The 20,738-nt window shown below is 73.0% G+C and carries 22 protein-coding genes; 11 read left to right on the top strand and 11 right to left on the bottom strand.

Annotated elements, in window-relative coordinates:
- Positions 1-11: 11 nt before the first annotated feature.
- The gene (locus IE294_RS47815; protein ID WP_229917334.1) at positions 12-569 is read right to left on the bottom strand and encodes a hypothetical protein; all 558 of its coding nucleotides are present in this window, start codon (positions 567-569) and stop codon (positions 12-14) included.
- A 384-nt stretch (positions 570-953) separates the two neighbouring features.
- Here IE294_RS47815 and IE294_RS25205 point away from each other — a divergent pair, with 384 nt between their 5' ends.
- On the top strand, positions 954-1,517 hold the full coding sequence (locus tag IE294_RS25205; protein ID WP_229917333.1) for a fasciclin domain-containing protein: 564 nt from the start codon (positions 954-956) through the stop codon (positions 1,515-1,517).
- 182 nt (positions 1,518-1,699) lie between these two features.
- Positions 1,700-2,158: a Rieske (2Fe-2S) protein gene (locus IE294_RS25200; RefSeq protein ID WP_189889774.1), complete on the top strand. Its 459-nt coding sequence runs from the start codon at positions 1,700-1,702 to the stop codon at positions 2,156-2,158.
- A 6-nt stretch (positions 2,159-2,164) separates the two neighbouring features.
- Here IE294_RS25200 and IE294_RS25195 read toward each other — a convergent pair whose 3' ends face one another.
- Positions 2,165-2,809: a cysteine hydrolase family protein gene (locus tag IE294_RS25195; protein ID WP_189889772.1), complete on the bottom strand. Its 645-nt coding sequence runs from the start codon at positions 2,807-2,809 to the stop codon at positions 2,165-2,167.
- Between the two features lie 97 nt (positions 2,810-2,906).
- Between IE294_RS25195 and IE294_RS25190 the strand changes: the two genes are divergently transcribed.
- Positions 2,907-3,377, top strand: a complete 471-nt coding sequence (locus tag IE294_RS25190; RefSeq protein ID WP_189889770.1) for a pyridoxamine 5'-phosphate oxidase family protein — start codon at positions 2,907-2,909, stop codon at positions 3,375-3,377.
- A gap of 15 nt (positions 3,378-3,392) precedes the next feature.
- Here the strand turns inward: IE294_RS25190 and IE294_RS25185 are convergent, their stop codons facing one another.
- Entirely contained in the window at positions 3,393-4,295 is a 903-nt protein-coding gene (locus tag IE294_RS25185; protein WP_189889769.1) for a LysR family transcriptional regulator, read from the bottom strand.
- 74 nt (positions 4,296-4,369) lie between these two features.
- Here IE294_RS25185 and IE294_RS25180 point away from each other — a divergent pair, with 74 nt between their 5' ends.
- Positions 4,370-5,311, top strand: a complete 942-nt coding sequence (locus IE294_RS25180; RefSeq protein WP_189889767.1) for a DMT family transporter — start codon at positions 4,370-4,372, stop codon at positions 5,309-5,311.
- A gap of 66 nt (positions 5,312-5,377) precedes the next feature.
- On the opposite strand, the gene IE294_RS25175 is transcribed toward IE294_RS25180, so the two are convergent.
- Entirely contained in the window at positions 5,378-6,709 is a 1,332-nt protein-coding gene (locus IE294_RS25175; protein WP_189889766.1) for an aminotransferase class I/II-fold pyridoxal phosphate-dependent enzyme, read from the bottom strand.
- 50 nt (positions 6,710-6,759) lie between these two features.
- On the opposite strand from IE294_RS25175, the gene IE294_RS25170 reads away from it, so the two are divergent.
- Positions 6,760-7,440, top strand: coding sequence for a pyridoxamine 5'-phosphate oxidase family protein (locus IE294_RS25170; RefSeq protein WP_189889764.1), 681 nt, complete (start codon positions 6,760-6,762; stop codon positions 7,438-7,440).
- A 10-nt stretch (positions 7,441-7,450) separates the two neighbouring features.
- On the opposite strand, the gene IE294_RS25165 is transcribed toward IE294_RS25170, so the two are convergent.
- From IE294_RS25165 to IE294_RS25155, 3 genes are all read right to left on the bottom strand, one after another.
- Positions 7,451-8,407 (bottom strand): DMT family transporter, encoded by a 957-nt coding sequence (locus IE294_RS25165; protein ID WP_189889762.1) that lies wholly within the window; start codon positions 8,405-8,407, stop codon positions 7,451-7,453.
- A 190-nt stretch (positions 8,408-8,597) separates the two neighbouring features.
- On the bottom strand, positions 8,598-9,602 hold the full coding sequence (locus IE294_RS25160; protein ID WP_189889760.1) for an EamA family transporter: 1,005 nt from the start codon (positions 9,600-9,602) through the stop codon (positions 8,598-8,600).
- 84 nt (positions 9,603-9,686) lie between these two features.
- On the bottom strand, positions 9,687-10,322 hold the full coding sequence (locus tag IE294_RS25155) for a Clp protease N-terminal domain-containing protein (protein WP_229917332.1): 636 nt from the start codon (positions 10,320-10,322) through the stop codon (positions 9,687-9,689).
- Between the two features lie 244 nt (positions 10,323-10,566).
- Between IE294_RS25155 and IE294_RS25150 the strand changes: the two genes are divergently transcribed.
- Positions 10,567-10,995 (top strand): type II toxin-antitoxin system Rv0910 family toxin, encoded by a 429-nt coding sequence (locus tag IE294_RS25150; RefSeq protein ID WP_189889758.1) that lies wholly within the window; start codon positions 10,567-10,569, stop codon positions 10,993-10,995.
- 63 nt (positions 10,996-11,058) lie between these two features.
- On the opposite strand, the gene IE294_RS25145 is transcribed toward IE294_RS25150, so the two are convergent.
- On the bottom strand, positions 11,059-11,685 hold the full coding sequence (locus IE294_RS25145; protein ID WP_189889756.1) for a PadR family transcriptional regulator: 627 nt from the start codon (positions 11,683-11,685) through the stop codon (positions 11,059-11,061).
- A gap of 418 nt (positions 11,686-12,103) precedes the next feature.
- Between IE294_RS25145 and IE294_RS25140 the strand changes: the two genes are divergently transcribed.
- A complete protein-coding gene (locus tag IE294_RS25140; protein ID WP_189889754.1) occupies positions 12,104-12,916 on the top strand; it encodes a PhzF family phenazine biosynthesis protein in 813 nt (270 codons plus the stop codon).
- A gap of 8 nt (positions 12,917-12,924) precedes the next feature.
- On the opposite strand, the gene IE294_RS25135 is transcribed toward IE294_RS25140, so the two are convergent.
- Both IE294_RS25135 and IE294_RS25130 read right to left on the bottom strand, forming a co-directional pair.
- Positions 12,925-13,725 (bottom strand): CPBP family intramembrane glutamic endopeptidase, encoded by an 801-nt coding sequence (locus tag IE294_RS25135; protein ID WP_189889994.1) that lies wholly within the window; start codon positions 13,723-13,725, stop codon positions 12,925-12,927.
- A gap of 306 nt (positions 13,726-14,031) precedes the next feature.
- Entirely contained in the window at positions 14,032-15,549 is a 1,518-nt protein-coding gene (locus IE294_RS25130; RefSeq protein ID WP_189889752.1) for a glutamate-cysteine ligase family protein, read from the bottom strand.
- 569 nt (positions 15,550-16,118) lie between these two features.
- Between IE294_RS25130 and IE294_RS25125 the strand changes: the two genes are divergently transcribed.
- Positions 16,119-16,703 carry a hypothetical protein gene (locus IE294_RS25125; RefSeq protein WP_189889750.1) on the top strand — a complete coding sequence of 195 codons (585 nt, stop codon included), beginning with the start codon at positions 16,119-16,121 and terminating at the stop codon, positions 16,701-16,703.
- Positions 16,704-16,989: 286 nt separating this feature from the next.
- Complete coding sequence (locus IE294_RS25120; protein WP_189889748.1) at positions 16,990-17,196, top strand: DUF5999 family protein; 207 nt, start codon at positions 16,990-16,992, stop codon at positions 17,194-17,196.
- Positions 17,197-17,386: 190 nt separating this feature from the next.
- On the opposite strand, the gene IE294_RS25115 is transcribed toward IE294_RS25120, so the two are convergent.
- Positions 17,387-18,862 carry a glycoside hydrolase family 43 protein gene (locus IE294_RS25115; protein ID WP_189889746.1) on the bottom strand — a complete coding sequence of 492 codons (1,476 nt, stop codon included), beginning with the start codon at positions 18,860-18,862 and terminating at the stop codon, positions 17,387-17,389.
- A gap of 222 nt (positions 18,863-19,084) precedes the next feature.
- On the opposite strand from IE294_RS25115, the gene IE294_RS25110 reads away from it, so the two are divergent.
- Positions 19,085-19,615, top strand: a complete 531-nt coding sequence (locus tag IE294_RS25110) for a universal stress protein (protein WP_189889744.1) — start codon at positions 19,085-19,087, stop codon at positions 19,613-19,615.
- A 143-nt stretch (positions 19,616-19,758) separates the two neighbouring features.
- Entirely contained in the window at positions 19,759-20,316 is a 558-nt protein-coding gene (locus IE294_RS25105; RefSeq protein WP_189889742.1) for a hypothetical protein, read from the top strand.
- Positions 20,317-20,738 lie beyond the last annotated feature (422 nt).

The raw sequence follows: 20,738 nt of genomic DNA, 5'->3' as shown, positions 1-20,738 counted from the left end.
GTGATGTCAGCTTACCTTCCGGATCGCCGGGGCTCGTGGTGACCGTCGGCCTCGCCGCCCCTCCGAAGGCGTGTCAGTTCGGAGGGCCGTACGCCGAGACGGGTCGTCAGCCGGTGCTTCGCGGCAGCCGTCAGCTCGTCGAGACGCTGTTGAAGCCGGTTCGTGTCCGGGGCGAAGTTCCCCTTCGCCACTTGGCCCAGGACGGTCGCGACCTCCCTTTCGAGGCCGGCCATGGCCGAGCGGACCTCGCCACTGTCGATGTCGGCTTGGGCGCTGTCCCAGACGCTGCGGCACTCGTCCCTGAGCCTGACTGCTTCGGCCTTGGTCCGGTGCCGTTGCTCGGGTGAGTCCGACGCGCTGATCGACCGCGGCAGCCCAGCCACCCAGTCCCTTGCCGCGCACACCTGTCTGAACTGCTGGTGCACGGCTTGCCGCTGGGCCTGAAGTCCCGATCGCTCGTCTCTGCGGCGCTGTCCCAGCGTTCTGACCACGTAGTGGGCTGTCGCTCCGAGGAAGCCTCCGCCGAGCGCTCCGCCGAGGCCCACGAGCGCCGTACCAAGCCTGATCACACCTGTCAGTGAACGGCTTGCGGCGGCGGGTACGGCGGTCCACACCGAACGCGTCACCCGTTGTGCCCGCAGACGGGCACGCGGTCGGTCGAGTGGCGGGGTCCCGACGACCCAGCGGGAGACCACAGTTCGTCCGGCAGGGTCCACGGCCGCGATGACGTGTTCCCGCGAACGGACCGGCGACCCGGCTCTCCCAGGGGCCGGGCTTCGAGATGCGGCCATCCGCACCTGCTGGTTACGCTCGCTGAGTGGCCGGGTGGAACGGCCCATGGCCTGGCGCAGCAGTCGCCCCGCCCCGCCCAGCGGAAACGAGAACTTCCGCTGTCCACTCCGTCGCAGTGCTCACACCTCCACGGGAGGAAGGTTGCGATGAGGTTCACCCGCATGCGTACAGCAAGGGCCACCTGGGCGGCTCTGGTCGCCGTTCCACTGGCACTCGGAGGTCTGACGTCGCAGAGCCACGCACAGGACGCGTCTCCCAGCCCGTCGGGGACGTTCGGTCCCGGCTGCTCGTCGCTCTCGCAGAAGGCCGACACGGCCAGGGACAAGGTCGTGGAGGCGGCAGCCGCCTACCCGGAGCTCAGCCAGCTGGTGGCGGCCACGGTCCGGGCCAGGCTGGGCGGTACCCTCGACGGGAAACCCGACGTCACCGTCTTCGCCCCCAACGACCAGGCGTTCAAGAAGGTGACCGCCTCGCAGCTTGCCGCACTCCTGAAGAACGAGGGGCAGCTGAAAAAGGTGCTGACCTACCACGTCGTGGACCAGCGGATCGCCCCGGACCAACTCTCCAAGGGCTCCTTCACCACGGTGGAGGGCAGCAAGCTGACGACCTCGGGCTCGGGTAGCCACTTCAAGGTCAACGGCAAGGCGAACATCGTCTGCGGCAACATCAAGGCCGCGAACGCCACCATCTACGTCATCGACGCGGTTCTCCAGCCCCCGTCCTGACCCGAGGCTCCCGCTCCCGGCTCGGTGCCCCCCTGAGGGGCCGCCCGGGGGCGGGAGCCCCGTCGCGCGGTTTCCGGTTCGTCACCGGACGGGAAGGATCCGGGCGCCCGTCTGAACGGCCGCCCTCTTCCGGCCGTACCCCTTGACGGACCACGAGAAGCTCCGCGAAAGGACACGCTCAGATGACCAGCGCATCCCTCCACCCCGCAGCGGGACCGGCCCGCCGTACCGTCATGGCGGCGGCCGGAGCGGCGGGGCTCGCCGCCGCGCTGACCGCCTGCGGTTCGGGCGACGACTCGTCCGGCACCGCCGGCACCGGCTCGGGATCCGGCGGGTCCGCGCAGGACGGCGCCGGCGCCGCGCTGGCCAGGACCGCCGACATCCCCGAGGGCGGCGGCAAGATCTTCAAGGACCAGGGCGTCGTGGTCACCCAGCCGTCGGCGGGCACCTACAAGGCGTTCTCGTCCCAGTGCACCCACCAGGGCTGCGCGGTGGGCAGCGTGGCGAACGGCGTGATCGTGTGCCCGTGCCACAACAGCGAGTTCTCCGTGACGGACGGCAGTGTGAAGAAGGGGCCCGCGACGCAGCCGCTGCCCGCGGCGAAGATCACGGTCTCCGGCGACGAGATCGCACTGGCCTGAGCGGGTTCAGCGCCGTCCGCGCGCCCGCCCGAAGCAGCCGAGCAGTTCGTCGGTGGTCGCGACCGTGGCGACCAGCGCGAGGGTGTTGCGGATCAGCGCGGGGGTGTAGTCGGCGGGCACCCCCGCGATGGCGTCGGCCGGGACGACGGCGGTGTAGCCGAGGTTGACGGCGTCGAACACCGCGTTGGGAACGGCCACGTTGGCCGAGACCCCGCTGACGATCAGCGTGCGGCAGCCGAGGTTGCGCAGCAGGGCGTCGACCTCGGTGCCGTGGATCGGCGACAGCCCGTGCAGCCGCCGTACGACGAAGTCCTGCTCGGCGACCTCGACCGGCGGCGCGACGCGGACCGCCGTGCTGCCGGTCAGCTGCTGCACGGGAAGCCGTTCGGCGGCCCGGAACAGGCGCGCGTTGCGGTTCGCGCCCCGGCCGTCGGGGCGGCGTTCGGCGACCGCGTGGATCACCTGCACACCGGTGTCGTGGGCGGCGGCGACCAGCCGGGCCACGTTGTGCAGGGCGCCGGACGTGCGTGCGGCGCGGGCGAGTTCGGGCAGGGCGCTGTCCGGGCCGACGACCCCCTGCTGGCACTCCACGGTGAGCAGCACGGTGCTCGCGGGATCGAGGAGGTCGTCGAGTCGCTCGTACGACGGCATGGCAGCGCCCCCTTGAAGACGACGGCTTCTCTTTTCTGACGTGATGTCAGAGGATCACCATAGTTTTCTGACACGACGTGGGAGAAGAGGGGGCCGCATGACCGTCACACAGCAGCGCCGGGGCCGGAAGATCATGATGACGCCCGGCGAACTGGACGAGTTCCTCACCGCCCAGCGCACCTGCCGGGTCGCGACCGTCTCGGCCGACGGCGCACCGCACGTCAGCGCGCTGTGGTTCGCCTGGGACGGCACGTCGCTGTGGCTGTACTCGGTGGTGCGCAGCCGGCGCTGGGCGCAGCTGCGCCACGACCCCCGGGTGGCCGTCGTGGTGGACTCCGGCGAGGAGTACGACCAGTTGCGCGGGGTCGAGCTGTCCGGCCGGGTGGAGTTCGTCGGCGAGGTGCCGCGCCGGGGCGAGCTGTGCGCCGAACTGGACACGGCCGAGACGCTGTTCGCGCGCAAGAACTTCGGTCTGGACGAGATGCCGCACGACGGCCGGCACGCCTGGGCCCGGCTGACCCCGGACAAGATCGTGTCGTGGGACTTCCGGAAGCTGGGCGGGGCGTAGCCCGCACCGCGGGTCTCAGCCCAGCTTCCGGGCCGCCGTCCGCAGCGCCTCGACGGCCGCGCGGATGGAGGGCCTGCGGTCGGCGTCCGCCCGCCAGACCACGTACACATGGCGGCGCACGCGCTGCCTGAGGGGCACCAGGACCACCCCCTCGGGCACCGGGTGCCGGCCCAGCAGCGGCGCGATGCACACGCCCAGCCCGGCCGCGACGAGCCCGAGCTGGGTGTGGGTCTCCCCCGCGCGGTGGCCGACGATCGGCTCGACGCCCTTGGACCGCAGGGTGAACATCAGCCACTCGTGGCAGAACTCGCCCTCGCCCCAGGTGATCCACTCGTCCTCGGCGAACTCGGTGAGGTCCACCTCGTCCCGGTCCGCGAGCCGGTGCGTCGCGGGCATGGCGACCTCGGCCGGGTCGTCCAGCAGGGGCGCCTTGACCAGGCCGTCGGGCACGGGCATCGGCTTGTTGTACCAGTCCAGGACCACCGCGAGGTCGAGATCGCCGCGCACGACCCCGGCGATGCCCGCTTCCGGCTCCAGCTCGCTGGAGCGCACGCGCAGTCCCGGATGCTCGGTGCGCAGGGCGCCGAGCGCGGCGGGGAACAGGCCGCGGGCGGCGGTCGGGAACGCCGACAGCCTCAGTTCGCCGGCGACCTGGCCGCGCTGTGCCTCCAGGTCGGACCGGGCCAGCTCGACCTGGGACAGGATGCGCGCCGCGTGCTCCGACAGCAGCCGGCCGGCGTCCGTGAGCCGTACGCCCCGGCCGTTCTTGGCGAGGAGCTGCTGGCCGACCTCCCGCTCCAGCTTGCCGAGCTGCTGCGAGACCGCGGACGTGGTGACGTGCAGCGCGTCGGCGGCGGCGCTGACCGAGCCGTGCCGGGCCAGGGCGTCGAGGGTGCGCAGGCGCTCCAGGTTCAACATGTAAGCGATTCTAAGAGGTACCAGGTGAGAAATCTCGATTGTGCTACGAGGTGGTCTCCCGCATCGTGGAGCCCATGAGCACGGTCACCGCAGCGACCCGAACCCGGTCCCAGTTGCCCGCCCCCGCCCGGCCGCGCGCCCGCCTCGACTGGCGGCTCCGCTTCGGCGTCCTGTCCCTGATCTGGGGCTTCAGCTTCCTGTTGATCAAGGTGGGGACCGAGGGGTACGCGCCCTTCCAGGTCACCCTCGGGCGGCTGGTGTTCGGTACGGCGGTACTGGTGGCGGCGATGGCGGTGAAGCGGGAGCGGCTGCCGCGCGGGGCCCGGCTGTGGGGGCACATGGCGGTCGCCGCGTTCCTGCTGAACGCCCTGCCGTTCTCCTTGTTCGCCTACTCCGAGCTGACGATCCCGTCCACCCTGGCCGGCATCTGCAACGCCACGTCCCCCCTGTGGGGCATGGCCCTGTCCCTGGTCGCCCTGTCCGAGGACCGGCCGACCCGGGTGCGCGTCGCCGGGCTCGGCCTGGGCTTCCTGGGCGTCCTCACCGTGCTCGGCGCCTGGCAGGGCTTCCACGGGCTGGACGCCACGGGTACCGCGATGGCGCTGCTGGCCTCGCTGAGCTACCCGGTCGGCTGGATCTACGTGCGGCGGACCCTGGCCGGCACGGGGAACTCCCATCTGTCGATGACCGGGGGCCAGTTGCTGCTGGCGACCGTGCAGCTGGCCGTCGTGACGCCGTTGTTCACCAGCGTCCCGGAGCACTTCGCCGTCGTTCCGCTGCTGGCCGTCGCCGCCCTGGGCGCGCTGGGGACCGGACTGGCGGTGCTGATCCAGTACGGGCTGGTCGCCGAGGTCGGGCCCACCACCGCCCAGATGGTCACGTACTTCATCCCCGTCATCGCCACGGCCGCGGGGGTGGCGATCCTCGGGGAGACCCTGCGGTGGACCACGCCGGTCGGGGCGGTGATCGTGCTGGCGGGGGCCGCGCTCACACAGGTGCGGGGCAAGGGCGCGTGAGGGGCGGGGTGCGGGGTGCGGGTCCATGGTGGCTCACCGCGCCCCGTACCCCGTACGCCGTCACCGTCAGCCGTAGGCGCGGGCCGGGGACGGGCGCACCGCCGCCGCCACCGCGTCGGCCAGCGGGGTGATGTCCTCCTCGGCGAGCGGTGAGATCGTGATGCGGACCGCCTGCGGGGAGGCCAGGCGGAAGCGGGCGCCCGGGGCGACCGCCCAGCCTCTGTGGAGCAGGCGGGCGATGGCGCCCGTCTCGTCGGGGACCGGGACCCAGACGTTCATGCCGCTGCGGCCGTGCGCGACGACCCCCCGCTCCGCCAGCGCGTCGACCAGGCCGGTCCGGCGGGCCCGGTACGCCTCCGCCACCGCCGCCCGGTCGACCGCGCCCTGGGTCCACAGGTGGGCCACGGCCCGTTGCAGCAGGAGGCTCACCCAGCCGGGGCCCAGACGCTGACGGCCGCGGACCCGGTCGACGGTGACGGGGTCCCCGGTGAGGACGGCGAGGCGCAGGTCGGGGCCGTAGGCCTTGGCGGCGGAGCGGACGAAGGCCCAGTGGTGGGTGACGCCCGCGAGGGGGTGCAGCGGCAGGTCGACGATGCCGTGGCCGTGGTCGTCCTCGATGAGCAGGGTCCCCGGGTGGTCCCGCAGCACCGCGCGCAGGGCACGCGCGCGCGTGGCGGTGACCGAGGCGCCGGTCGGATTCTGGGCCCGGTCGGTGACGATCAGGGCGCGGGCCCCGGCCTCCAGGGCGCGGCGCAGGTCGTCGGCGCGCGGCCCGTCGTCGTCCACGCCGACCGGGGCCGTGTGCAGGCCCAGCGCGGGGACGAGGTCGAGGAGGCTGCCCCAGCCGGGGTCCTCGACGGCGACCGTGTCGCCGGGCCTGAGGTGCGCGGCGAGCACGCGTTCGACGGCGTCGAGGGAGCCGGAAGTCACGGTCAGCGGGCCCGCCGGGACGCCGTCGGCGTCGAGTTCGGCGCGGGCGAGGCGGGCGAGGTCCTCGTCCACGGGGTCGTCGCCGTAGCGGACGGGCACGCGGTCGCCCTGCTCCGCCGCAGCGGCGAGGGCCGGGGCCAGGAGGGGCAGCAGGGCCGGGTCGGGATTGCCCGTGGACAGGTCCCGGCCGCCGGGGGGCACCTCCACGCGCAGCTGCTCCCGGCCCGTGGTGGCCGGCTTGGGGCGGATACGGCTGCCCCGGCGGCCGGCCGTCTCGATCACGCCGCGTTCGCGCAGGATGCGGTAGGCGGCGGCAACCGTGTTCGCGTTCACTCCGAGCCGGGCCGCCAGCTCCCGCATGGGGGGCAGGGCCTCGCCCGGTCGCAGCTCGCCGGTGCCGACCGCCTGCTCGACGCCGGCCGCGATCTCGGCTGCGCCGCGCCCGGCGATCCGATATTCTCCTAGCACAAACAGCATTATGCACTAGTACAAAACTCGCCGCCACTGGAGGGGACGACATGCAGGGCACGACCGAGGACACACGGGCCGCCGCCTACACGCCGACCGACCGGACCGTGCCCACGCGCTCCGCCGAGCGGGCGTCCTACGACAGGGAGCTCGTCCACGCGATCCTGGACGAGGGGTACGTCTGCCACCTCGGCTTCGTCCGGGACGGCGCCCCGGTGGTGCTGCCCACGCTGTACGGCCGGGTCGGCGAGCGGCTCTACGTGCACGGCTCGACCGGCTCCCGGCCGCTGCGGATGACCGGCCAGGCCGACCCGGGTCTGCCGGTGTGCCTGACGGTCACCCACGTCGACGGGCTGGTGCTGGCCCGCTCCGCCTTCCACCACACGATCAACTACCGCTCGGTCGTGGTGCACGGCACCGCGTACGAGGTCACCGACCCCGAGGAGCGGCGGCTGGCCCTGGACGCGCTGGTCGACCACGTCGTCCCGGGCCGGGCCGCCGACTCCCGGCCCGGGAACAAGAAGGAGCTGGCCGCCACCGCGGTCATCCGCCTGGACCTGGAGGAGGTCTCCGCCAAGGTCCGCACCGGCGACGCCAACGACGAGCCCGAGGACATGGACCTGCCGCACTGGGCCGGGGTCGTCCCGCTCCGCAAGGGCTACGACACACCGGTCCGCAACGCCGACCTGGCGCCCGGCGTCGAGCTGCCGGACTACCTGGCGGCGCGGTAGCGGCCGAGGGTCACACCGGGGCGGGTTCCCGCCGGCCGGCCCCGCGGGCCTCGCTCACCGCCAGGCCCGCGACCGCGCCGAGCATGAGCAGGGTGCCGGCCGCCGTGGTCACCGTGAGCCGCTCGCCTAGCAGGACGACGGCGAGCACGGCCGCGGTCACCGGCTCCAGCAGCATGATCACGGAGACGGTCGCGGACCGGACGACGGCGGCTCCGGCGAAGTAGAACGCGTACGCGAGGGCCGTGGGTACGGCGGCGATGTACAGCAGCAGCCACAGCAGCCGGGCCGGGTGGGCGGTGTGCGGGAACAGTCCTTCCCCCGCCGCGAACGGCAGCAGGCACAGGCTGGTCACGGCGAAGGCGCCCACCGTGGTGCCGGCGGCGTCGGTGCCGCCGCCCCTCCCCCACCAGCGGGTGAGCAGGGTCATCACGCCGTAGCCCGCCGCCGAGGCCAGGGCCAGCAGCACCCCGGCCGGCCGTACGGTCGCCGCCGAGCCGCCGAAGGTGAGCACGGCCAGTCCGGCGAGCGCGCCGGCGACCGCCGCGGCACCACCGGCGCCGAGCCGTTCCCCGAGCAGCAGCCGGGCGCCGAGCGCGATGAGCACGGGACCCGCGCCGAGGGTCACGACGGTGGCCACGGCCAGCCCGGTCGACGCCACGGCCGCGAAGTACGCGGTCTGGAAGACGGCCAGGCCGAGCCCGGTGGCCGGCGCCCTCGTGAGCGTGCGGCGCAGGCGCCGGGCCGGGGCCGGACGGCGGTCGCGTGGCCGCAGCAGCCGGCCGGCCGACAGGAGGGCGAGCCCCAGCGCGCAGCGCCAGAAGGAGAGGGCGAAGGCGCCCATGTCGCTGGTCCGGTAGACCAGCGAGGCGGCGGCGCCCGCGGTGCCCCAGGCGGCACCGGTGACGATCAGGTAGAGCAGGCCACGCCCGACGGGCAGGCCTGAAGCGGGGTGCGAGAAGGTCGGCAAAGGAATCTCTCCGCAGAAGCGCACGTGGACGTGCGGAAGTTCGGGAGCGTCCCGCTCGGGCGGGGCACGTGGACTTCATCTGCGGGCAGCACCGCCCGGCCCGGCGCGCACGCACCGGGCGGGACCCGGAGGCCCGCCTCAGGCGGCCGGGGGCGGGAGGACGAGCGCGCGGTGCGGCATGATCCGGAGCCTAGGCGGCCGTACCCCGCGCGGACAACTCCCTTTCCGCGCCACCCGAGGCGACCGGCGTGGAGGAGCCCTCGGCCGGGGTGGCGGACTGCGCGATGAACGCGCCGACCAGGACGACCGCACCCCCGGCGACCTGCGGCGCGGACAGGTGCTCGCCGAGCAGCACCCAGGCCAGCACGGTGGCGATGACCGCCTCCAGACAGGCGACGACCCCGGCGACCTGCGGCGACAGCCGGCGCACGGACAGCACCCCGGTGACGTACGCGATCACCGTGGCGACCAGCACGATCCACGCGAGCAGGGCGACGGCCGGTACGGCGGTGCCGTTCAGGCGGGCGGAGCCGGCCAGCACCGGCCAGTCCATGCTCCAGGGGCGGGCCACCGCGGTCAGCACGGCGGCGCCGACGAGCAGCCCGTAGGCGATGACACCGAGCGGGTCCGGCGCCTCCCCACCCGCGTCGCTGCCCTGGTCGGACAGCACGAAGTAGCCGACCTGGCAGCAGGCGGCGCCGAGCGCCAGCACCAGGCCCAGCGCGTCGAAGCTCAGGCCGGACCAGACCTCGACCACGCAGGCGAGCCCGCCTGCGGCGAGGACGACGCCGAGCGCGGCGGCACGGCTGACGGGCCGCCGCTGCACGAACCGCACCCAGCCGAGCACCAGGGCGGGGGCCAGGTACTCGACGAGCAGGGCCACGCCGACCGGTATGCGGGAGAGCGCGGCGAAGTAACAGGCCTGGACACCGGCGACGGCGAGCAGCCCGAACCCGGCGAGCAGCGCGGGCCGGCGGCGCGGCAGCGCCCGGTGCCGGATCGCGACCGGCAGCATGACCAGGGCGGCGCCCGCCACCCGCAGCCACACCACGTGGAGGGGGTCGAGCCCCGCCTCGATCAACGGCTTGGCGGCCACTCCGGACCCGCCGAAGGCCAGCGCCGAGCCGAGCGCGAGACCGAGCCCGGCTCCCTTGCCGGGGCTGTCCTTACTACTCACAGACGTACGCACCGGCACATGATGGCAGGCGACGACAGGAGCGTCACCCCTGGTGACACCTGTCTCAGCTGATGGACGGCGGCCGGAGGCGGGACCAGGGGGTCAGCGGGCCGCCCCGCCGTCGTCGGCGTACACGTCCGCGCCCGCCTCGATCCGCGCGGACAGTTCGCGGGCGGGGACGCCGGCGCGTTCGAGGACCTCGACCGCCCGGGACCGCGGGTCCGCGGCGAGCGCCGCGAGCAGGTCCGTGCCGCCGACGCGGGGCGCGCCCCGCCGCCGGGCACGCGCGCGGGCGTCCGCGAGCGCGGCGGACGCGGCGGGCGACCAGCCCTCGGCGCCCTTGCCCGGACCGCCGGGACCGGCGGGAACCATGGGGCCGGCAGGCCCGGCGAGACCCGCGGCGTCGGCGGGGCCGGCCGGCGCGGGGACGAGGGGCATCGTGCCGGAGTCCTCCACCCGGCTCTGCCAGCGCAGTCCGTAGCCGATGCTGCGCTGCACCAGGTAACCGAGGACCCGGGCGAGCCGTTGCGGGCCCCCGACGGCGGCGCGGGCCTCGGGATCGTGTTCCAGCAGGGCGTGCAGCAGATGGGCGGTGTCGGTGTGCCGGTCCCTGTCCCGGACGGCCCTGCGGCGGGCAGCGGAGACCACCGCCGCGAGCTCGACACCGAGCCCGGCAGCGCCGTCCGGGTACGGAACCGCTCCGTCATCGGCGGTCCGGTGGGCTGTACGGGGTTGCACATCCCCTACCTCATCAGCCGCAACGGGACGAGGCATCCACGAGGGGAACCATCTTCGCGTCCCACGCGGAGTGGACATCGCCGAGCCGGATCTCATCCTTACGGAGGAGATCAGACCGATCCCGCGCACGGACGGCACACCCCCGCAACGGTCCTGACAGTTCATCAGTATTGAATGTTCGCGCCACCGCGGCTACGTTCCGCGACATCGTAGCCCGATACGCCCGATCCGAAGGGGTGGTCGCATGGCCGAAGTCAGCGCCGAGGCACGCATCCAGGCGCCGGCCGAGAAGGTGTGGGCCCAGCTCACCGACTGGCCTTCGTACGGGGCGTGGAACGCGACCCACACCAGCTTCCCGCGGGGCGGCCCGAAGACCCTGGCCGTGGGCGGCACGTTCCAGGAGAACATGAAGCTGATGGGCTTTCCGGCGGAGGTCGACTGGACCATCGAGGAGCTGGAACCGGCCCGGGTGTTCGCCATCCGCGGCAAGGGCCCGATGGCGGTGACCGTCGCCACCCGCTACACGCTGACCCCGGACGGGGACGCCACGACGCTCCGGATCGACGGGGAGTTCACCGGGGCCGCGGTGTCGTTGATGGCGGGTAAGCTCAAGGACTCGGCGACGGCCGCCCTGAACGAGTCGCTGCGCAAGCTGGACGGCCTGGTGGCCTGAGCCGGGACAGACGAAGGCGCCCCGCGCGGAAGCGCGGGGCGCCGCGGCCCTCGTCCAGGGGGCTCAGTCCTCGTCGGCGAGGATGAGGTACAGCTTCTTGCGGGCGTCGTTGATGACGGCGAGCGCCTTCTCGCGCTGCTCCTTGCTGCCGGTCTTCCACACCTGGCCGAAGGCCTCCATCAGCCCGAAGCCGGCCTGGCGGATCTCGGTGAGGGCCTCCCAGTCGACCCCGCGCGAGGCCTCCTCCCAGGGGGCGTCCGGTCCCTCGTCGGCGGCGGCGCGTCCGCTCTCGGTCAGGGCGAAGAGCTTCTTGCCGCCCTCGCTCTCGCTGGCGATCAGGCCCTCGTCCTCCAGCAGCTGGAGGGTCGGGTAGACCGAACCGGGGCTGGGCTTCCAGGCGCCGCCGCTGCGTTCGGCGATCTCCTGGATCATCTCGTAGCCGTGCATGGGCCGGTCCTTGAGCAGGGCCAGGATCGAGGCGCGTACGTCACCGCGCCGTGCCCGCCCTCGCGGACCGCCCCGCCCGCGCGGCCCCCAGGGGCCCGGTCCGAATCCGGGTCCACCGGGACCGAAGCCCGGACCGCCCGGACCGAAGGGCCCGAAGGCGGCCCGCCGCCCGTCGAACCCACCCATACCCCGTCGGCCGGGGCCCTCGTGCCGATGTCCACGCTCGAAACCGTGGGTGCGCATCGCGATCACTCCATTCCATCGTTTGATCTGTCGCGTCCGTATCGCATATCGTTCGCGATGCCTCAACGATATATCGGAACCGATCGCCTGACAATCCCCGCACGTGGGGCGACCGACGCTGAGCGGCCCGGTGTGCCCTGTGTGCCCTGAGCATGGCGGACTCTGACCCTGAGCAGATCGCCGACCGTCACCGCGTAGTACCAGCCCGCGAACTCCAGTCCGGCTCAAGACCGAAGGCGCCTCGTCACCGAAGGCCCGTACAGGTGTGGCCGGCGTCGTCCCGCCCCCTTCCGCAACCCAGTGAGAACAGTCGAAGTCCACTGAGTCGAGTCACGTGCGGCCGGCCGGGCCGGGAACCAGTCCGGCAGCCCTGAATTGGCCTTGGTCCGAGGGCCGTCGCAGCCGCTAGCGTCGGGCCATGCGCATCCGAATCGTCGACGCCTTCACCGACCGCCCCTTCGCCGGCAACCCGGCCGGAGTCCTGCTCCTGGACGACGTCTTCCCGGACGACGACTGGCTCCAGAACGTCGCCATGGAGGTCAACCACGCCGAGACGGCGTTCGCGCACCGGTTGCCCGAGGGCGGCGAGGCGGACTGGGCGCTGCGCTGGTTCACGCCCGTCACCGAGGTCGCGATGTGCGGCCACGCCACCCTCGCCACGGCCCACGTCCTGCACACCACCGGCGCCCACGAGGGCCCGGTGCGGTTCGCCACCCGCAGCGGCGTGCTGATCGCCACGCCCGGCGCGGACGGCTCGGTCACCCTGGACTTCCCGACCGCCCCGCTCACCCCGGTAGAGATCCCGGCCGGGGTCGCCGAGGCGCTCGGTGCGCGGCCGGTCGCCGCATTCGACACCGGTCCGAACGTCGGTGACCTGCTGGTGGAACTCGCCGACGAGAAGACCGTGCTCGGCCTCTCCCCCGACCACCGGGCCCTCGGCGCCTACTCCTCACGCGGCATCATCGCCACCGCCCGCGCCGACGAGCCGTCCCGAGGCTACGACTTCGTCTCCCGTTGCTTCTTCCCGAACGTCGGCATCGACGAGGACCCGGTGACCGGCAGCGCCCACACCGCGCTCGCCCCGCACTGGTCCGCCCGCCTCGGCCGCGACGACCTCACCGGGCTCCAGGCCTCCCGCCGCACCGGGCTGGTCCGCACCGGCCTGCGGGGCGAGCGCACCCTGCTCACCGGCTTCGCGGTGACGGTCGTCGACGGCGAACTGCGCGCCTGAGGGCGTGCTCAGGCGGTCGGCAGCCAGCCCACCCTGCCCGCGAGGAGGGCGTAGCCGACGAACGCGCCGATGTCGAGCAGGGAGTGCGCGACGACCAGCGGCCCGACCCGGCCCCAGCGGCGGTACAGGTAGACGAACACCACGCCCATGACCATGTTGCCGAGGAAGCCGCCGACGCCCTGGTAGAGGTGGTACGAGCCACGCAGGACCGCGCTGGCCGCCAGCGCGGTCCCCGGGGTCCAGCCCAACTGCCCCAGCCGGCGCAGCAGGTAGCCCACGACGATGACCTCTTCGAGGATCGCGTTCTGCAACGCGGAGAGGATCAGCACCGGGTACTTCCACCACACGTCCGGAAGTGCCTCGGGTACGACGGTGAGGTTGAAGCCGAGGCCGCGGGCGGCGAGGTAGAAGGCGATGCCGGTGCTGCCGATCACGGCCGCGATGCCGGCACCCCGGGCGAGGTCGGGCCAGGGACGGGTGCGGTCGAAGCCGAGGGTGCGCAGGCCCGCGCCCTCGCGCAGCAACAGGTGGGCGACGAGTGCCACGGGGACCAGCGCGGTGGCGATGCCGAAGAGCTGCCAGGCCAGGTCCAGCCAGGGGCGGCCCGGTGCGGCGGAGGCGTTGAGGGTGGCCGCCTGGTCCTTCAGCCCGCCCGGTTTGGTGACCGAGCCGATGAAGCTGATCAGCGCGGACACCCCGCTCGCCCCGAGCGAGAGCGCCAGGACGAGCAGCGTCTCGTCCCGCAGCATCCGTCGCGGGTCACGCTCCCGCGCCGCGGAATCGGCCACCGAGTCAGCCTCCACCTGCACCCCTGCCTCCAGCCGGCTCACGGGCCCCTGGCCCACCCTTCGCCCGGCAAGGATCGCAGAAGGAGCTGTGGAGGGCGCGGCATGCCCCCGAAGGGCAGGGGCTCTCTCGTGACCCTACGACAGCCCGCCGCGGCCATACGACAGCCCGCCGCGGGCTTACGGCAGCCCGCCGTGGCCTTACGGCGGGCTGCCGGACGCCCGCGACCGGCTCCTGGACCACGCCCCGCCACCCGCCTCGGTCCGCCGCCCCCTCTGCTCCGCCGCTCCGGCGCTCGGCCCCTCCAGCGGCCCGGCGGAGCCCGGCGCTCAGCCCAGCGGTACCGGCTCCGGCAGCCCCACCGGCCACGTGTGCACCGGCTCCCCCACGTGCATCAGCTCGGCGTACCTCCGGGTCGTAGCCGCCAGGGCCGCCTGCCGTGACAGCCCCTGCTCCAGCGCCCGGTGGAAGGTGGCCGCCTGCCAGGACGCCCCGTTGACGCGGCGCCGGCAGCGTTCCTCGATCACGCCCAGGTAGAGGTCCCGGTCCGCGGCCTCCACACCCCACGCGTCCAGTCCGGTCGAGGCCAGCGGCAGCAGCTCGTCGCGGACCAGCGTGACCGCGTCGACCTCGCCCGTGCCGCCGTACCGCCCCCGCCGGGGCCACACGAAGCGCGCGTCGATGCCGTACCGGCACGCCGCGTCGAAGTTCGCCTCGGCCGCGGCGAACGGCAGCCGCGTCCACACCGGCCGGGACTCCTCGGCGAGGGCGCGGACGAGGCCGTAGTAGAAGGCCGCGTTGGCGATCACGTCGGTGATGGTGGGCCCGGCCGGCAGCACCCGGTTCTCCACCCTGAGGTGCGGGACGCCGTCCGCGATGCCGTACACCGGCCGGTTCCAGCGGTAGATCGTGCCGTTGTGCAGCACGAGTTCGGCGAGTTTGGGCACCCCGCCGGCCTCGACGACCTCCAGTGGCTCCTCGTCGTCACAGATCGGCAGCAGGGCCGGGAAGTAGCGCAGGTTCTCCTCGAACAGGTCGTACGCGGAGGTGATCCACCGTTCGCCGAACCAGGTGCGCGGCCGTACGCCCTGCGCCTGGAGCTCGGGCGGCCGGGTGTCGGTGGACTGCTGGAACAGCGGGGGCCGGGACTCGCGCCACAGTTCGTGCCCGAAGAGGAACGGTGAGTTCGCGCCGACGGCGATCTGCGCGGCGGAGGCCGCCTGGGCCGCGTTCCACACGTCGGCGAACCGGCCCGGGGTGACTTGCAGGTGCAGTTGCAGGGAGGTGCACGCGGCCTCGGGCACGATCGACTTCGAGGTGCAGACGAGGTGCTCCACGCCCTCGATGTCGAGCCGGAAGTCCTCCCCGCGCGCGGCGACGATCTGGTCGTTGAGGAGTGTGTAGCGGTCGACCTCGGAGAGGTTGGAGGAGACCAGGTCGTCCCGGTCGAGGGTGGGCAGGATGCCGATCATCACGATGCCCGCGTCCACCTCGCCGGCCTTCCGGTCGGCATAGGCGAGCGACGTGCGCAGTTCCTCGGCGAGCCGGTCGAATACCCGGCCGCCCAGTCGGTGTGGGGCTATGTTGACTTCCAGGTTGAACATGGCGAGTTCTGTTTGGAAATCGCGGCTCGCGATGCGCTCCAGTACCTGCCCGTTCAACATTTTCGGCATACCGTCCGACCCGGCGAGATTCAACTCGATCTCGACTCCCATGAGATTCTTGGGCCGGTCGAATCGCTTCTCGCGCAGCAGCCGCTCCAGTCCCGTCAGGCACTGCTGGAGCTTTTCACGGTAGCGCTGGCGATCGGACAGGTCGAACTGCCCTGCCACGACCTTCTCCCCCATCGAAGTGTCCCTCCTCGGATGGGCGGGCCGACGATCCGGCCGCCTGGCTCCCGGGTCAGGTGGGATGATGCCCAGCCGAAGCGATCGATAACGTCCCGCGCGGGCCCGCCGCCCGCTAGTCTGTCGGAATGTTCCCGGCGGCACATTCACGGGGCATGCCGCACTCGCACCTTCGGGTGCCCCGCACACCTCGTGAAAAACGCCGACGACATTCGGCCGACCGTTACCGGTGCGTATGGCGAGGTCAGCGACGGGGACCCCATCCGGAAATCGGGATGATTTCCGTAAATCGACGGCCTAATTCCGCCTTGTCGGGCCGACCGAAATCGGATAGCCGAAACACCGGCCGAACACACGTCGTATAAACTTCCTCCACAAGGCAGAAGGTTGGCGTCCTCGGTCCTGGTTTCCGCGGTGTTCCTGCCGTCCCCGTTGACGGGCGGCAGACCGAGCCGCACTCTCTTTCACACCGACCTGGGCCCCCACCTCTCCGGCCTTCCGTGAGCTGACAGCGCCGTCCGCCCCACCCTCCTCGCGCCGCCGCGCCTGTCGAATGAGAGGCGACCCACATGCCGCTGCACGTACCTCCTGCCCCTGCGCCTGCCCTGCGCTCCGTCCTCACCGCCCTCGGTTCCCCCACCGCGGTCCGTGAGGCGCGCACTCCCTCCCTGCGCGCCGCGCAGGGTCCGGCGACACCGGAACTCCCGCTGCCCGTCCACGTGCTGGACCGGATCACCGCGCAAGGCCTGTCCGCGACGCGGCTGGCCGGCTGGCGCTTCCTGATCCGGTGCGGTGATCGCGCGGTGGCCGCGGCCGACACCATGCTGACCCCCGACGGCTGGGCCTTCTCGCACTTCTTCGAGGGCCCGTACGTCGCCTCCACCGAACGCGCCCTGCAACAGGCCGAGGCCCTGCAACAGCCGTACCAGGCGAGACTGCTGTCCGTGCCCGGGCTGTACATGCTCACCCTGTGGCTGCACGGCGACTGCTCCGGCGACGGCAGCGAGGGCCATCCCACCGCCACCGATCTGCTCGTGCCGCTGGCGCCCGCACCGCCCGGCATTCCGACGCACCGTCCGTTCCCGGTCGCCGAGTTGCTTCCGGTGCTGACCCATCGGGCGACTCCTCTCCCGCTACTCGGTTCGCCTGCCTGACCGACGCCCGCGTACCCCGCTTCCCGCGAGGGAAGCGGGGTACGACTGTCTTTCGAGCACTCCGCCGCCCGGAGCCATCCGGACTAGTCCCATCCGGCTACTGCGAACCACCCGAAGGGACAGTGCAGTTGGACTGAACCGTCCGCGCGGGTGACGCGTCCTGAACCTGTGAGAAGCGGTGCCGTGAAATCCCTGCGGAACGACGCCCAGAGGACAACACTGGTTTCCGACCGACTCATCACCACGGGGGACGGACATGATCACGACAGAGCGAAAGATCCCGCCCATGTGCCAGCACCAACCGACGTGCCCGTCGGCCGAATCCGCCGACCGGGAGTCCGCCCGCCTCGTGGCGCACCACCCGGAGCAGGGGTGGAGCCTGCTGTGCAACGGCGTCCTGCTCTTCGAGGACACCGGTGAGCTGCTGCCGGACGGCCGCGTCATCGCTCCGCACCGCCCGCTCGGTGCGGAGCAGGTGATGACCGCCGCCTGAGGGCGACAGGGCGACCTGACCGGGCACGGCACACCGGCCTGACCTGAACAGGGGCACAGTGCCCTGAGGGGTCGGCCGCACATGACCCGTGTGCCCGGCCCCGACGCGTGTCCGGCGTGGGGGCCGAGCAGCCCCGCACCCCCCACCCCTTTCGAAACTTTCGACATCGCTCGGTGCGTCAGGGTCTCGCCTACGGCGTGGCGGGCGCGTACTCGAACCAGTCGAAGGCCGCGCGGCCCTCGGTGACGTACATGCCGATGACACGGCCGGTGAAACCGGCGGCCACCTCCGTGGACAGATAGCGGCCGTCGAGTTCGGCGAGCCGGACGGTTCCCTCGGCGGTCGCGACGGAGAAGACGAGGGTGTCGGGGCCGTGCTGCGTCCCGGGGTCCCGGGTGGCGCGGATCTCGACGGCCAGGGTGACCGCCTCCGCCGGCACCGGGTGTTCGGCGACGCGCTGCCGCAGCGGGCCGATGCGCGCGATCACGGCCGCGGTACCCCCGGTCACCTCCAGGTCGTAGTGGTGGGCCTCGTCCAGGCGCACCGACAGCCCCGCCCGCGCGGCGCCGGGCTCCAGCGACGCCGCCGCCCGGCAGTCGTGGTGTTGCTGGCGGCGGCCGACGAAGGTGTGCCCGGGCCGGTCGAGGCTGCCACCGGTGGCGGCCAGGGTGAGCCGGCCCGGCCGCTCGGTCAGCGACCAGCAGTCATCGGGCCGGCGCCGCGGGGATATCCAGTGCGGTGCGAGCGCCGGGCCCTCGAAGTCGTCCCGCGCCGGCGGCTGTTCCACGGGGGCCCAGGCGGCCGGCGCCGGATGCCGCTCCTGGACCGGACCCGTCCGCGGCCAGCCGTCGGCCCACTCCACCGGGACGAGGAACGTCTCCCGGCCGAGGACGTGGAACTCCGGGAACCAGCCACGGGGCCGGGTGCCGAGCAGCACCATCCACCAGGTGCCGTCGGCCGCCTGGACCAGGTCACCGTGGCCGGTGCACTGGATGGGCAGGCCGGTGCCGCGGTGGGACAGCAGCGGGTTGCCGGGAGCCGGTTCCCAGGGCCCGCGCGGCGAGCGGGCGCGCGCCACGGAGACACCGTGCCCCAGGGCGGTGCCGCCCTCGGCGAGCAGCAGGTACCACCAGTCGCCGATCCGGTACAGGTGCGGGGCCTCCGGGTCGCGCAGGCCGGTGCCGGACCACATCGGCAGCGGACCCTCCAGCACCCCTCCCGTGCGCGGGTCGATCCGGGCGACGCTCACCCCGGCCATCGCGACCCAGCAGGAACCGTCCTCGTCCCACGCCAGGTCCGGGTCGATGCCGGGCAGATCGATCCACACCGGGTCGGACCAGGGGCCCTCGGGGCGCTCCGCGGTGACGAGGAAGGTGCCGCCGGCGCCCGCGCTGGTGGTGACGACGTGGAAGAGTCCGTCGTGGTGCCGGATCGTCGGCGCGTAGATGCCGGCGGACGCCGGGAGGTCGTCGGGCAGGTCCAACTGCCCCGGCCGGTCGAGCACGTTGCCGATCTGGCGCCAGTGCACCAGGTCCCGGCTGTGGAACAGCGGAACGCCGGGGAAGTACTCGAAGCTGGAACACACCAGGTAGTAGTCGTCGCCGACCCGGCACACGCTGGGGTCGGGGTGGAAACCCGGGATGACGGGATTGTCGTACGTTCGCATGCTCGCCTCCTGGAGGCGCTCGAAAGTTTCGTTCTGAGCGCCGAATCTTAATGGCCGGAGGAGCGTTCACGGGAGGGTTCGTGCCGCCCGGCTGGTCGAATCACCGGCACGGGAGTGGGATGGAAGGAAGCGAGGAATCGCAACGGCCATGCCCTCGGGTGTCACGGGTGTCAGGGGTGTCACCCTCTCCGGTGCCCGTCCAAAACGGTGGAGTCATGAGTCATGTCCGGTTACGACGGCTCGGCGGCCACGCGCGTGGTGGTCGGTGTGAGCGGCTCCCTGAACAGCGTCACGGCCCTGCGGCGGGCCGCCGCGCTGGCCCGCCGACTGAGAGCCCAGCTCTGGCCCGTACTGGCCTGGGAACCACCGGGCGGTGACTCCGCCGCGCGGCGCTCCCCCGCCGCCGGACTGCTGGTCGAGGAGTGGCAGCGGCTCGCCAAGCAGCGGCTGGCCTCGGTGCTGGAGGAGATCTTCGACGCGGAGGGTCCCGGTGTGCCGGTGCAGCCCGTCGTCGTCCGCGGCGCCCCCGGCCCGGCGCTGGTGGCGACCGCGAACCGGGAGGACGACGTCCTGGTCGTGGGCACCGGGCGGCGCGGACTGCACCGGGCCTTCTCCGGCCGGGTCTCCCGGCACTGCCTGGCCCACGCGGTCTGCCCGGTGCTGGCGGTGCCCCCGTCCCCGCTGGAGTCGGAGCTGCTGTCCGTCCACCGTCGCAACACGTGGCATCTGCGCATCGACACCCGGGGGCTGTGAAGGGGGCGACCACGCCACGCACCGGCGCGTGGGGCGAGGACGCCGCGCCGGGCCGTTGCCATCCCGTCAAGAACCGGCCCCCGGCCGTCAGAGCGCCGTCAACGGCAGAGCCGGGGCACCGTCGACGGACTACCGTTTTCCCCATGGAGCACGGCAACGACACCCGCCCCCAGCCGACCGGCGCCCACCCGTCCGGCACCGGGACCGTGGTGCACGACCGCGGCTGGACCCAGGACGCGCGCACGTCGGCCCGCTGTGCGGGCGCGCTGTTCGGCCTGCTGCTGTGCGTCGACTGGGCGGCCGGCTCGCTGACCTGGTGGCGCGGTGCCCTGTGGCTCCTGCTGGCCCTGCTCCTGCTCCTCGTGCTGTTCCCGGTGCGCGTGTCCGCCGGCCGGAACTGGCTGGCCACCCGGCGCCTGTACCGCACCCGCCGCGTCCGCACCGATCTGCTGACCGCGGTGCGCCCGCTGGAGGGTGTGACCCAGCGCCTGGTGCTGCGCGACGCCCTCGGCAACCGGATCGAGATCGACCCGGAGGTCCTCGTCCGCAACCCGGAGCTGTGGTACCGGCTGGACGAGGGCGCCCGCGGCTCGGAGGCCGCCGGCACGCTGCTGTGCGGCACGGCGGAGCTGCGTCACCTGGCCCGCCGCGTGGACCGTGAGACGGCCCTCGGTGTGTTCCGGGCGTCGGGTCTGGAGTGACGCTCGGTGGCCGCCACCCGGGCGGCTCCCCCGCCGGTTCCCCCGTGCTCATCCGCTTCGCCCCACCCCGGCCGAACCCGCCCCCGGCGTCCCCTTCTTGGTGCGGCTCCGCCCCGCGCGGGCCATTCTTAACGCAAGCTTGACGCCGCCCGAGCCGTGATCCATGGGCCCAGGCGTCACTCTCTGCTTACGCTGGTGCCGCCGTCCGCGTGATGGCCGCAAAGAGCTGAGCCGCACATCAGGAGCACGCCGATGGTCACGACCGAGCGCCCTCCCAGTACCAGACGCCTGCGCGCGTGGATGCTGGAGGGCCTGTCCGACATGGGCAAGGGCGGTGGCCACACCGGACCCCACGCCGAGCCGGAGCCCCCGCACCAGGGACAGCGCTGGTGGCGGGTGATGTGCCTGACCGGTGTCGACTA

It is taken from the genome of Streptomyces canarius (assembly GCF_014650735.1).
GTDB lineage: Bacteria > Actinomycetota > Actinomycetes > Streptomycetales > Streptomycetaceae > Streptomyces > Streptomyces olivaceoviridis.
The sequence above is the reverse complement of the archived record's forward strand: the minus strand, read 5'-3'. Positions and strand labels throughout refer to the sequence as shown.